Raw genomic sequence first — 12,627 nt, 5'->3', positions numbered from 1 at the left:
CGGACGCTCCGCGTCCCAAGCGCGACGCAGAGCGTCAAGCGAGGCATTCCCACGCAGAGCGTCAAGCGAGGCGTTCCCACGCAGAGCGTCAAGTGAGACGTTCCCACGCAGAGCGTGGGAACGAGCACTCAGGATGTGCTGATGCGCCAGATCCCGAACGGCATCTGCGGCTCCAGCCGGGTCCATTGGGTCTTGCCGTACCAGGTCCAGCGATGGCCGTTCATCAAGTCTTCGCCCTGGGTCTGGGCATCGTCGGGCAAGCCCATCTCCCACAGCGGCAATTCAAAGTGGGCTTCCTGGGCGTTGTGCGGGTCGAGGTTGACGGCGACCAGAATGAAATTGCTGCCGTCTTCGCTGCGCTTGCCGAAATACAGGATGTTGTCGTTCCAGGCGTTGTAGAGCTTGAGCCCCAGGTGCGTGTGCAACGCCGGATTCTGGCGGCGGATGCGGTTGAGCTGGGCGATTTCGGCGATGATGTTGCCCGGTGCGGTGAAGTCCCGAGGTCGGATTTCGTACTTCTCCGAGTCCAGGTATTCCTCTTTGCCCGGCACCGGCGCGGCTTCGCATAACTCAAAACCCGAATACATTCCCCACAGGCCCGAGCCCATCGTGGCCAGCGCAGCGCGGATCAGGAAGCCTGCGCGACCAGACTCATGCAGGAAACCCGGGTTGATGTCCGGCGTATTGACGAAGAAGTTCGGGCGGTAGCACTCACGCCAGGGGGACTGGTTCAGTTGGGCAAGGTACTCGCTCAGCTCAGCCTTGGTGTTGCGCCAGGTGAAGTAGGTATAGCTCTGGGAATAGCCGACCTTGCCCAGGCGCGCCATCATCGCCGGTGTGGTGAAAGCTTCGGCGAGGAAGATCACCTCCGGGTACTTGACACGCACGTCGCTGATCAGCCATTGCCAGAACGGCAGCGGCTTGGTGTGCGGGTTGTCGACGCGAAAGGTCTTCACGCCCTCTTCCACCCAGCCCACCACGATGTCACGCAGCTCGGTCCACAGGCTGGGGATGGCATCGGCCGCATAGAAATCGACGTTGACGATGTCCTGGTACTTTTTCGGCGGATTTTCCGCGTATTTGATCGTGCCGTCCGGGCGCCAGTTGAACCAACCCGGATGCTGTTTGAGCCACGGGTGGTCCTGGGAGCACTGGATGGCGAAATCCAGGGCGATTTCCAGGCCGTGGTCGGCAGCAGCCTTGACCAACCGGCGGAAATCATCGCGAGTGCCCAACTGCGGGTGAATAGCCTCGTGACCGCCCTCCTCACTGCCAATGGCGTAGGGGCTGCCCGGATCATCAGGGCCGGCGGTGAGTGAGTTGTTCTTGCCCTTGCGGTGGCTACGGCCGATGGGGTGGATCGGCGGGAAGTACAGCACGTCGAAGCCCATGTCGTGAATCATCGGCAAGCGTGCGTGCACGTCGTTAAAGGTGCCGTGCCGCGCCGGATCGTCGGTGATCGAGCGGGGAAACAGCTCGTACCAGCTGGCAAATTGTGCGGCTTCACGTTCCACGTCAATCGGGTACGCGGGGCTGACGCTCAAATAGGCGCGATGGTCGGCCTGGGTCATCAGGTGTGCACTGTCTTCGTGCAGGAACAACGCCACCTGCTCGGTTTCCAACAGGCCGGAAAGCTCATGGTGCAACAGCATCAAGCGGTCATGCAGTTCGTTGTCACTGCGTTCGGCGGCCTGCAGCACCAGGCTACGGCCCTCCTGCAACTCCAGGCTGACGGGCACGCCAGCTTCATGCTTCTTGCGCAGTTCGTAACAGAAGCTGGCAAAGGTATCGATCCAGGCTTCGATGCAGTACTCATGGCGGCCTTGGTGGGCCACGGTAAACGCGCCCTCCCAACCGTTGTTGCCGATATCAAGCATGACTACGCTGTGCCAGCTTTCGTCTCCCAGGGCGCGCCAGCGGATCAACACCGCCAGTTTATCGTGGCCATCGGCGAACACTTTGCTGGTGACATGAACCCGCTGGCCCACCACCGCCTTGACGGCAAACTCCCCGTTGTCGATGACCGGCATGGTGCTTTCGATCGCGATCCTGGGTAGCAGCAGCGCCTGCGACAACGGCAGCACGGAGTCTTCTGGAACCAGTGTTTCGGCAGTCATCGAGCAGCTTCCCCTTACGCCCTTTGGACGCTCTTTGCTTGATACGAATTCAGGTACGGCGACGCTATCCTTGAGCTGGGCCGTTTAAAGTCCGAGCCTGGGCGCTGCCCAAAAGTTCAGGTGGATATACCGCCCCTGGGCGGGAATCATTTCCAGCAGGCAATGGTCCACCGATAGAGCAAAGCACAAACGAGGCCATACCCATGAGTATCCCGATACCTCCTGAACCCGAAGATCCGAATATCGACACCCCACCATTGCCCCCGCCTGAACCGGAACGCGATCCTGAACAGGAGCCGCCTGAAAACCAGCCGCCGCCGGTGCAGGAACCGCCCACGACGATGCCGCCGGTTATTGCCTGACTCACAGACACGCAAGCACTTGCCCGTGAAAAAATATCGCGGGCAAGCGCTACTGAGCTTTCCTACTTCAATCACCGACAATACCGAGATCCCGCTCTTGATGAACAAGATAGATTCAGTCTCCCGTACGCTGCCTCGCCCCCTTGCCGGCCGCAGACTATCTTGTCCGTTAAGCGAGTACCTTCTATGCGCACCTCACTACTGCCCCCGTTCTCGGCTGTTCACGGCATCCAACAACCGCCAGTCAACGATCATCGGGAAAAACTGAACGATCTGTTCAGGGCCGGCCCAAGCGCAATCATGCGCAGGAAAGAGCCTGACACGCCCGCCTCCGCCCCTTCCAGGGCGCCGCAAACCTTTATGTTGCCCAACCCTGCCCCCTCTGCGGACGTAGAGCCGAAGACGGCCAGTGACGGCGCCACCCAGATTGCCCAACTTCGTGCGCTGACCAGCCAGCAGAACATTACCAATATGCTGCGCGCGCCCAACTCACACGAGACCTCCGGGCAGGTGACCACGATCCGAAGCCTGTTAAGCAGGGAAAACGTCAAATCCTTGCTGCACGGCCCGGATGCAGACGAAGCGCGTAAACTGATTACCGATGTGAAGGAGCGTTTAGGTCAATCAAGCCTGCAGATGATTCATGACCGATCCTCACATATCGAGGACCCGGGCTTGAGCCTTGAAGAAATTCGCGAGCGCACTTCCACTCTTGATCCCGAGGCAGGTTTCAACTGCGCTATGCAAATCGAGCGTGATCTACGCATTGAGAAGCTTTCTGCCATACAGCGAATGCGGCAAAGTACGCCTCTGGCTTCAGCCCTCTTCGATATCGGTAAAGAGGCGGACCTCGGCAACCCGCCCCCTCAACCGGATAATCCACCGCCCCCGGCAGAAAGCCTCAAACACAACGACTATGCCAGGAATGACAATGGTCAGATCTTCACCTTCCGTAATACCCGCGAATCAAGTTTCGACGCGCCTGAGCAAGTGATGGATTTTGACCACCACAAAGACAAACTCGATGTATCGGCAATTAGAAATCAACTCGGCAACACGCCATTGAAATTGGTAGGAAACTTCTCGGGAGTCAGTAGTGAGGTACAGATTCACTATAGCCCGGCTCACAATACGAGCGTGGTGATGATTTCCGGCAACCCGGGAGAGTCGCCGTTTGTGGTGAAAGCCTTCGGTGAGGTGAGATACGGCAACCTCATCACGTAACCCGCGTCACTCATCCTTCTCCAGCAGCTTGACGATCCGCGGCATCACACTGAATACCGCCAGGGCCAGCAGCGTACTGAGCACCGCCGTCGATTCACGCCCCATTCCCGCCGCAACCCCAATGGCGGCGGTCATCCATAACCCGGCCGCGGTGGTCAGGCCCTTTACATGCTGGCCCTCTTCGTCTTCCTTGCCCTTGAGGATGGTGCCAGCGCCGAGAAAGCCAATGCCCGCGATGACCCCTTGAACCACACGACTCATGGCATCCGCCTGGTTGCCGGACATCTGCGGCACCAGCACGAACAGCGCGGCGCCCAGCGCCACCAGCATATGGGTGCGCACTCCGGCCGCCTTGCCCTTGTGTTCACGCTCAAACCCCAGGATGCCGCCGAGGATCGCCGCGATCAGCAGGCGCACGGTCACTTGGGTGAGTTGCCGGGCATCGCCAATGTCTGCGAATTCGGCTTGCAGGGTTTGCCACGCCAGATGCCACCAGGCCTCCATGGATGCGCTCCTTTTTATTATGGATAGATAAAGGATGGACAGCGCAGACCGCCAGTCAGTTGCCTGGAACCCGTGCGCATGGCGGCCGCCTAAAGCTGCATAGCCCACAAAACGGAGATTGTCATGACCGTACGCATCGAAAATCATCTGTGCTACTTCACGCTCGACGACAACGGCCAGGAACAAAGCCTGCCAGCCACCCGGGTGACCATCCTGACCGATCACGACAAAGCCATGTCTTATCTGGAACTGGCAGGTTCGCGCATCTACATCACCGAAGCCGAGGCGGACGCGCTGACGGTTGAAGGCGCAACCGATGGCCGTGAGCATGTAAAGGCGGACCAACCTGGTTCGGTGATTTAATTCATCTGCATCATCAGACCCGCTTAACCCCTGCACCCCTATGCCCATGGGGTGCAGCAGATTGACGCACAAGAACGCCTCAAGCTGATCTGATCCGCTTTTTATCACGCTACCTGAGTCTGTTATGCAAACAGTCTGTCGCCCATAGTTCGTCGGCCTGATGGAGGCTGATGAGCGAATGACCATGAGCGAACGAATCCCAACCGTGGAAACCTTTGAGCCCATTCACCCCAAGAAAGTGAAGGCCAAATCCAGCGACAACCTGATCCATACCCGCAGCTTTACCGGCTTGTTTCGCACCCTGCGAGTGGGCGGTGCCGGCCTGCTGTTCCTGGCTTTTTTCGGCACCGTGTGGCTGAACTGGGGTGGGCGCCAAGCCGTACTGTGGGACCTGGCCGAGAGCAAGTTCCACATTTTTGGTGCGACGTTCTGGCCCCAGGACTTCATCCTGCTCTCGGCGCTGTTGATCATCTGCGCCTTCGGCCTCTTTGCGATCACGGTGTTTGCCGGCCGCGTATGGTGCGGCTACACCTGCCCGCAAAGCTCGTTCACCTGGCTGTTCATGTGGTGCGAGAAGGTGACCGAAGGTGAGCGCAACCAGCGCATCAAACTTCAGGCCGCCCCCTGGAGCCTGAATAAGCTGGCGAGGCGCTCGGCCAAGCACACATTGTGGCTGGGTATCAGTGTGTTGACCGGGTTGACGTTTGTGGGCTACTTCACCCCGATCCGCCCCTTGGCCGCCGAACTGTTGACGTGGCAGATCGGTGGGGTGAGCCTGTTCTGGGTGCTGTTTTTCACGGGCGCCACCTACATCAATGCCGGCTGGCTACGCGAAGCGGTGTGCATGCACATGTGCCCCTATGCACGGTTCCAGAGCGTAATGTTTGATAAGGACACCCTGACCATTTCCTACGACACCACCCGCGGCGAGCATCGCGGCCCGCGTAAACGTGACGTGCAGCCAGCCGAGGTTGGGCTTGGCGATTGCATCGATTGCCAGCTGTGCGTGCAGGTTTGCCCCACGGGCATCGACATCCGCGACGGCCTGCAAATGGAATGCATCGGCTGCGCAGCCTGCATCGACGCCTGTGATTCGATCATGGACAAAATGGGCTATGCCCGTGGCTTGGTCAGTTACACCAGTGAGCATCAATTGCAGGGTGGCAAGACTCACCTGCTGCGGCCACGCCTGATCGGCTACAGTGCCGTGCTGCTGGTGATGATTGCGGCGTTGGTAGTGGCGCTGATTGAGCGGCCGATGGTGTCGCTGGATGTGACCAAAGACCGAGGTATGTTCCGTGAAAACAGCCAGGGCTTGATCGAAAACATCTACAGCCTCAAGGTGATCAACAAGACCCAGCAGCGCCAGGACTACCGCCTGGAACTGGTGGATGCCGAGGGGTTCCAGCTGCAAGGCAAGACCCAGGTCAGTCTGGCTGCCGGGGAAATTGTCGATATACCGGTGTCGGTAGCGTTGCTGGCGGACACACCGGCCAGCAGCTCTCAAACCCTGCGTTTTAAAGTCACTGATGTGGATGAGCCTTGGATTTATACCGCTGCTGACAGCCGCTTCGTTGCGCCCTTGAATCGCTGAACAACGATAGAGATCAACTGTAGGAGCGAGCTTGCTCGCGAAAAACTCACCGTCGCCGCGTTCATTCAGGAAACACACGTTATCGTTGACGTTTTTCGCGAGCAAGCTCGCTCCTACAGTTCGCCCTGCATACACATTCAAAAAGCTAATCAGGCCGCCATGAAACGCTACGAAAAATTTGCCGACGACATCGCAGAACTGATCCGCTCCGGCGTCCTCGGCCCCGGCCAGCGCGTACCATCGGTACGCTATGCCAGCCAGGCCTACGGCGTCAGCCCGTCCACGGTATTCCAGGCCTATTACTTGCTGGAGCGTCGTGGCCTGATCAGGGCGCGCCCGCGTTCTGGCTACTTCGTCAACACCCACGCGCCGAGCCCGTTTTCCGAGCCGGTGGTGAGTGAGCAGGTGCATGAGTCCACCGATGTGGGCGTCAGTGAGCTGGTGTTCTCGGTACTGGACTCGATCAAAGACCCCAACACCGTGCCCTTCGGCTCGGCCTTCCCCAGCCCCATGCTGTTCCCGCTGCCGCGCCTGGCGCGCTCCCTGGCCAGTGCCAGCCGCGACATGGACCCACGCCTGGTGGTCACCGACATGTCGCCAGGCAACCCGCAACTGCGCCGCCAGATTGCCCTGCGCTATATGGTCGGCGGCCTGATGCTGCCGATGGAGGAGTTGCTGATCACCAACGGCGCCCTCGAAGCACTCAACCTGTGCCTGCAGGCCGTGACCGAACCGGGCGACCTGGTGGCCATCGAAGCGCCGGCGTTCTACGCCTGTTTGCAAGTGCTTGAACGCCTGAAGCTCAAGGCTGTGGAGATCCCGGTGCACCCGCGCGACGGTATTGACCTGAACGCCCTGGCCCAAAGCCTTGAGCGCTATCCGATCAAGGCCTGCTGGACCATGACCAGCTTCCAGAACCCCATGGGCGCCACGTTGCCTGAAGAGAAAAAACAGGCGCTGGTGGAACTGCTGCGCAGCCATCAAGTGCCTCTGATCGAAGATGACGTCTACGCCGAATTGTATTACGGGCAACAGGCCCCGAAACCGGCCAAGGCCTTCGACACCGAAGGGCTGGTGATGCACTGTGGCTCCTTTGCAAAGAGCCTGGCACCGGGTTACCGCGTGGGCTGGGTCGCCGCCGGGCGCTTCGCACAGAAGGTCGAGCGGCTGAAACTGATGACCTCACTGTGCCCGTCAATGCCGGCCCAGGCGGCGATTGCCGACTACCTGCAACACGGCGGCTATGACCGGCACCTGCGCAAACTGCGCTACGCCCTGGAAGAACAGCAAAGCGCCATGCTGGCGGCCATCGCGCGTTATTTTCCGGCGCAAACACGGGTCAGCCAGCCGGCGGGAGGCTATTTTCTGTGGTTGGAACTGCCGGAGCAGACCGACTCGCTGAAATTGTTCCAGATGGCTCTGGCCCAGGGCATCAGCATTGCGCCGGGGCCGATCTTTTCCGCCACTCAGCGGTTCAGAAACTGCATTCGCCTGAATTACGGAAGCCCTTGGAACGAGGCGTCGGAAAAGGCCATGGAGACACTAGGTCGGATCGTGCGCTCGTTTTAACGGCCGCCGCCCAAGTCGATAAACGTTCCGGTGGAATACGATGCCTTGTCCGATAGTAACCAGATAATCGCCTCCGCTACTTCATCCGGGCGCCCGCCACGCGCCATCGGGATACCGGATTCCAGCTTGCTGACCCGGTCCGGGTCGCCGCTCAGGGCATGGAAATCGGTAAAGATATAGCCAGGGCGCACGGCGTTGACGCGAATGCCCTCGCCCGCCACCTCCTTGGACAGCCCCAGGGTAAAGGTGTCCATCGCCCCCTTGGAGGCCGCGTAGTCGACATACTCTCCCGGCGAGCCCAGCCGCGCCGCCACCGACGACACGTTGACGATACTGCCTCCCTGCCCTCCATGCCGGGGCGACATGCGCAACACCGCGTGTTTGGCACACAGGATCGGGCCCAGCACATTGGTCTTTAGGATCTTGAGGACACGAAACTCGGACATCTCATCGACCCGCGACTTATGCCCCACGGTGCCGGCGTTATTCACCAGCGCGGTGACCCGGCCCAGTTCCGTATCAACGCGATTGAACAGAGCGATCACTTCATCCTCGCTGCTGACATCGGCCCCCACGGCAATCGCCTGGGCACCCAGCGCGCGAACCTGATCCAGTACACGCAGAGCAGTGTCTTCATCAGACTGGTAGTTGATGCAGATGCGATAGCCTTGGCGAGCGGCGAGCAAGGCCGTCTGGGCGCCGATTCCACGACTGCCCCCGGTGATGATGACGACTTTGTCCATAACTGCGGTCTCCCGATTCAACCGGATGTTCAGGGTTGGATCCAAGAATACCTGTCACAGACTGCTTTTGTCAGGCGCCGCCTGTTCAGCGCCCCGGATATTCGCCATGAAGCTATCGGCCGGCAGTGGGTGCCCCAACAAGTAACCTTGCAAGGAGTCACACCCCAGGCGGGTGAGGAAGTGCTGCTGCACATCGGTTTCCACCCCCTCGGCGACGATCCGCAGGCCCAGGGCCTGGCCGAGGGCCACGATGGCCGAGACGATGGCCGCGTCATCGCTGTCGTGTTCCAGGTCACGCACAAAACCGCGATCGATCTTCAGCTCGTTGGCCGGCAGGCGCTTGAGGTACATCAGGCTGGAGTAACCGGTGCCAAAGTCATCGATGGACAGGTCAACCCCCATGTCCGACAGTTGCTGCAATACCGTCATGCTCGCATCGGCATCGCTCATGGCGGTGGTCTCGGTGATTTCCAGCGTGAGGCTGTTGGCCGGCAATTGGTACCGTTCCAGTGCAGCCGCTACGCTGTTGACCAACCCGGCGTGGCAGAACTGCAACGCCGAGAGGTTCACGGCAATGCGCCAGTGCTCATAACCCTGTGCGTACCACTGACTCATCTGGCGACAAGCTTCATCGAGCACCCATTCGCCGATGGGAATGATCAGCCCGGTTTTCTCCGCCAGTGCAATAAACGTAGCGGGCATCAGCAAGCCCTGATGCGGATGCTCCCAGCGCAACAGCGCCTCGGCTCCCACAGCAAGACCGCTGACGGCGTCGAACTTGGGTTGGTAATGCAAACGAAATTGCCCCTGCTCAAGGGCAATGCGCAGGTCCTGCAGCAATTGCAGTTGTTTGCGCGCGTTGGTGTTCATCGACACATCGAAGAAGCTGTAGCCATTCTTGCCCATGCCCTTGGCGTGATACATCGCCGCGTCGGCGTTCATCAGCAGCTCCTGGGGGTTGCTACCGTTGCCCGGGAACATGGCGATGCCGATGCTGGCCGAGATCTGCAACTGATGCTCGGCCACCGTGAACGTGCGGTTGATCAGGCCCACCTGGCGCTCGGCCAAGCCCATCGCATCATCGGGCTGGGTGAGTTGCACCAGCAACACGAACTCATCGCCGCCGATGCGGGCCAAGGTATCCTGGCTGCGCAAGTCCTCGCGCAGGCGCAAGCCAACTTCGCGCAGCAACTGGTCGCCCAGGTGATGACCAAAGGCATCGTTGACCGGTTTGAAACCATCCAGGTCGATAAACATCAAGGCAAAGCAACCGCCCCGCTCGTGCACCGCCTGGATGCCTTGTTGTATGCGATCTGCCAGCAAGGTGCGATTGGGCAGGCCGGTGAGCATGTCATGCAGGGCCAGGTGGGTGAGTTCCTGGTTGGCCAGGGTCAGGGAATCGGCGAGTACGGCGGTGCGCGCTTCCAGGCGCGCATCCAGCACCGACGTCAACAGCGCAATGACCAATACCGCCAGCGAAGTGACCAAGACCAGGTTATCCAGGCCCTTGCCGCTCAGGCCTGTCAGTGCGGCACCGCAGAAGCTGTCATCGGCAAAGCGCGCCGCAGCCATCCCGGTGTAGTGCATCCCAACGATGGCCACGCCCATCACCACGGCTGCGCCGCCCCGAGCCAGACGCACATAAGGTGTGTTGCGCCGCAGGTTGAAGGCGATCCACAGCGCGGCGCCGGAAGCCACCACCGCGATCAACAACGAAGCGCCGAACAAGGCCGGGTCGTAGTCGATGCCCGGCGTCATGCGCATCGCGGCCATGCCGGTGTAATGCATGCTGGCGATACCGGCCCCCATCACCAGTGCGCCAAACGCCAGTTGCCAGGCCGGCAAGCGTGGCTGGCTGACCAGCCATAACGCGAAGCCACTGGAAAGCACCGCGATCAACAGCGAGAACAGGGTAATGCCTACCTCAAACCCAAGGGCAAACGGCAGGCGCAGGGCCAACATCCCGATAAAGTGCATGGACCAGATGCCGACGCCCATCGCCACTGCGCCACCCGTGATCCACAGGTAAACGGCACGCCCCTTGGCGGTCGCGATACGCCCGGCCAGGTCCAAGGCGGTGTAGGACGCCAGGATGGCCACGCACAGGGAAATCACGACAAGGGAGGTTGAATAGCTACCGATCAGCATGGGACGTCTCGCAGGCGACCGGCGCAAAAGCCCGTGCCGGGTGGCAAATCGGGCGATTGTAGCGAGTATGAATACAAGACAGGTGATTAATTAATCCATTGGCCATCACGCAATTTCTGGCGTCAATCGGCTGGCTTTATCTGGCTGTTTTCAACGTCAAAATGTGTGGGGCTTGCGCAGATCCACTGTGGGAGCGGGCTTGCCCGCGAAGGCGGTGTGTCAGTCACCGCATCTGCTACTGCACTAACGCTTTCGCAGGCAAGCCAGCTCCCCACAGGGTGCTGTGCTTGACTGACTGGCATTGGGGCAAGCCCACACATTTGATCTTGCTCCCACAGGATGCGCGGCGTATCCGGTTACTCCTTTTCGGCCAGGGAGGTCTGGCCATCCCAGCCTCCGCCCAATGCTGCGATCAACTGCACACTGGCCACCAGCCGCGACTGCAGCAAGGTCAATACCGTGCGCTCGTTGCTCAATGCCGTCGCCTGCACCGTGACCACATCCAGATAGGCAATCAACCCGGCCTTGTACTGGTTTTCGGTCAAGCGCAAGGATTCACGCGCGGCTTCCAGTGCTTCATTGCTGACCACCGCCTCATCGGCGAGCACCTTGAGCTGGACCATGTAGTTTTCCACCTCACGGAAACCGTCCAGTACGGTCTGGCGGTATTTGGCCACGGTCTCGTCATAGCTGGCCACGGTGCGGTCGACTTCCGCCGAGCGTTGGCCGCCATCGAACAGGGTCATCGCCAGTTTCGGCCCTACCGACCAGAAGCGGTTTGGCAGGCTGATCCAATCTTCATAGGTGCTGCTGGAGTAGCCCCCCGCCAAGCTCAAGGTCAGGTCGGGGTAATAGGCAGCCTTGGCCACGCCAATATTGGCGTTGGCGGCGATGACCGAGCGCTCGGCCGAGGCGATATCGGGGCGACGCTCCAGCAACTGGGACGGCAGGCTCACCGGTATCTGCGGCAGGGCCGGGATGTCTTTGCTCACCGCCAGGTTGAAGTTGGCTGGCGCTTCACCGATCAGTACGGCGATGGCGTTTTCCAATTGGGCACGCTGCCAGATCAGATCAATCAGGCTGGCCTGAGTGGTCTTGAGCTGGGTTTGCGCCTGGGCGATGGCATCCTTGCCAGCCACACCGGCACGGTATTGGTTTCCGGTCATTTTCAATGAGCGCTGGTACGTGTCCAGCGTGGCTTGCAGCAAACGCGTCTGCTCGTCCATGACCCGCAGTTGCAGGTAGCTTTGCACCAGTTCGGACTGTTGGCTCAGGCGCATCGCGGCCAGGTCGGCCGAGCTCGCCTCGGCGCTGGCTTCGTTGGCCTCCAGGCCTCGGCGCAACTTGCCCCAGATATCGGCTTCCCAACTCACGCCCAACTGGGCGTTGAGGGTGTCTCGGATACCGCTGCTGGAACTACTGAGGCTGGCACTGCTGCTGCCGGTGCCCTGGCTGGCGCGGGTCTTGCCGACGCTCAGGTCAACGCTGGGGTAAAAGGCCCCCCGTGAGCTGCGTACCAGCGCCTGTGCCTGGCGAAAACGCGCCTCGGCCTGGGCGACGGTCTGGTTGGACGTGTTAAGGCGCACCACCAGGTCATTGAGTTGTCGGTCACCGTACAGCTCCCACCAGGCGCCGCGCGCCAGGGAGTCGCTCGGGTTGGCCTGGCGCCAGCCCTGGGCCTCCTTGAACTGCACCGGCTCGATGACGTCCGGGCGTTTGTAGTCAGGGCCGATGGCGCAGGCGCTGAGCAACACACCACATATCATCACGGCCAATAACTTCATGCCATTGCCGACAGCTTTATTGTGGCGAGGGAGGTTTTTCCCCCCGGGGGGGGGAGCACCCCCCCGCCTTTTTTGGGGCGCCTCGCCGCCCCCCCGGGGGAAGGCCCCCCCCCCCCGCTTACCCATCTTTCCTTACTGACTGGGCTTACCCCTTTTTGGGGCCTTTTTTTGTTTAGCGGAAGAACTAAAATTTGCTCTTATTTAAATCTCCCAGCCCAC

At 60.4% G+C, this 12,627-nt stretch carries 10 protein-coding genes; 5 read left to right on the top strand and 5 right to left on the bottom strand.

The features are described 5' to 3' along the window. Nucleotides 1-128 precede the first annotated feature (128 nt). Nucleotides 129-2,117, bottom strand: coding sequence for an alpha-1,4-glucan--maltose-1-phosphate maltosyltransferase (locus GIV26_RS25510; protein WP_236282706.1), 1,989 nt, complete (start codon nucleotides 2,115-2,117; stop codon nucleotides 129-131). Nucleotides 2,118-2,320: 203 nt separating this feature from the next. On the opposite strand from GIV26_RS25510, the gene GIV26_RS25505 reads away from it, so the two are divergent. Next, on the top strand, nucleotides 2,321-2,479 hold the full coding sequence (locus GIV26_RS25505; protein ID WP_236282704.1) for a hypothetical protein: 159 nt from the start codon (nucleotides 2,321-2,323) through the stop codon (nucleotides 2,477-2,479). A gap of 186 nt (nucleotides 2,480-2,665) precedes the next feature. After that, nucleotides 2,666-3,703: a M10 family metallopeptidase C-terminal domain-containing protein gene (locus tag GIV26_RS25500; RefSeq protein ID WP_236282702.1), complete on the top strand. Its 1,038-nt coding sequence runs from the start codon at nucleotides 2,666-2,668 to the stop codon at nucleotides 3,701-3,703. A 6-nt stretch (nucleotides 3,704-3,709) separates the two neighbouring features. Here GIV26_RS25500 and GIV26_RS25495 read toward each other — a convergent pair whose 3' ends face one another. Next, entirely contained in the window at nucleotides 3,710-4,207 is a 498-nt protein-coding gene (locus GIV26_RS25495; RefSeq protein WP_197882236.1) for an MgtC/SapB family protein, read from the bottom strand. 123 nt (nucleotides 4,208-4,330) lie between these two features. Here GIV26_RS25495 and GIV26_RS25490 point away from each other — a divergent pair, with 123 nt between their 5' ends. From GIV26_RS25490 to mapR, 3 genes are all read left to right on the top strand, one after another. Further along, nucleotides 4,331-4,570 carry a DUF3203 family protein gene (locus GIV26_RS25490; RefSeq protein ID WP_034127638.1) on the top strand — a complete coding sequence of 80 codons (240 nt, stop codon included), beginning with the start codon at nucleotides 4,331-4,333 and terminating at the stop codon, nucleotides 4,568-4,570. Nucleotides 4,571-4,754: 184 nt separating this feature from the next. After that, nucleotides 4,755-6,164, top strand: a complete 1,410-nt coding sequence (ccoG, locus tag GIV26_RS25485) for a cytochrome c oxidase accessory protein CcoG (RefSeq protein WP_034127668.1) — start codon at nucleotides 4,755-4,757, stop codon at nucleotides 6,162-6,164. A 159-nt stretch (nucleotides 6,165-6,323) separates the two neighbouring features. Next, entirely contained in the window at nucleotides 6,324-7,733 is a 1,410-nt protein-coding gene (gene mapR, locus GIV26_RS25480) for a GntR family transcriptional regulator MpaR (protein WP_054898710.1), read from the top strand. Here mapR and GIV26_RS25475 read toward each other — a convergent pair. The 3 genes from GIV26_RS25475 to GIV26_RS25465 all read right to left on the bottom strand — a co-directional run bounded on the left by GIV26_RS25475 (nucleotide 7,730) and on the right by GIV26_RS25465 (nucleotide 12,408). Beyond that, a complete protein-coding gene (locus tag GIV26_RS25475) occupies nucleotides 7,730-8,476 on the bottom strand; it encodes an SDR family oxidoreductase (protein ID WP_236282701.1) in 747 nt (248 codons plus the stop codon). The two genes, mapR and GIV26_RS25475, sit on opposite strands and share 4 nt — an antisense overlap. 54 nt (nucleotides 8,477-8,530) lie before the next feature. After that, nucleotides 8,531-10,624, bottom strand: a complete 2,094-nt coding sequence (locus GIV26_RS25470; RefSeq protein ID WP_236282699.1) for a putative bifunctional diguanylate cyclase/phosphodiesterase — start codon at nucleotides 10,622-10,624, stop codon at nucleotides 8,531-8,533. Nucleotides 10,625-10,980: 356 nt separating this feature from the next. After that, complete coding sequence (locus GIV26_RS25465) at nucleotides 10,981-12,408, bottom strand: efflux transporter outer membrane subunit (protein ID WP_236282697.1); 1,428 nt, start codon at nucleotides 12,406-12,408, stop codon at nucleotides 10,981-10,983. Nucleotides 12,409-12,627 lie beyond the last annotated feature (219 nt).

This window comes from Pseudomonas sp. PA-1-3F, from assembly GCF_021609665.1.
In the GTDB taxonomy this organism is placed as follows: Bacteria; Pseudomonadota; Gammaproteobacteria; order Pseudomonadales; family Pseudomonadaceae; genus Aquipseudomonas; species Aquipseudomonas paracarnis.
Note: the sequence above shows the minus strand (reverse complement) of the source record. Positions and strands in the feature narration are given on the sequence as shown.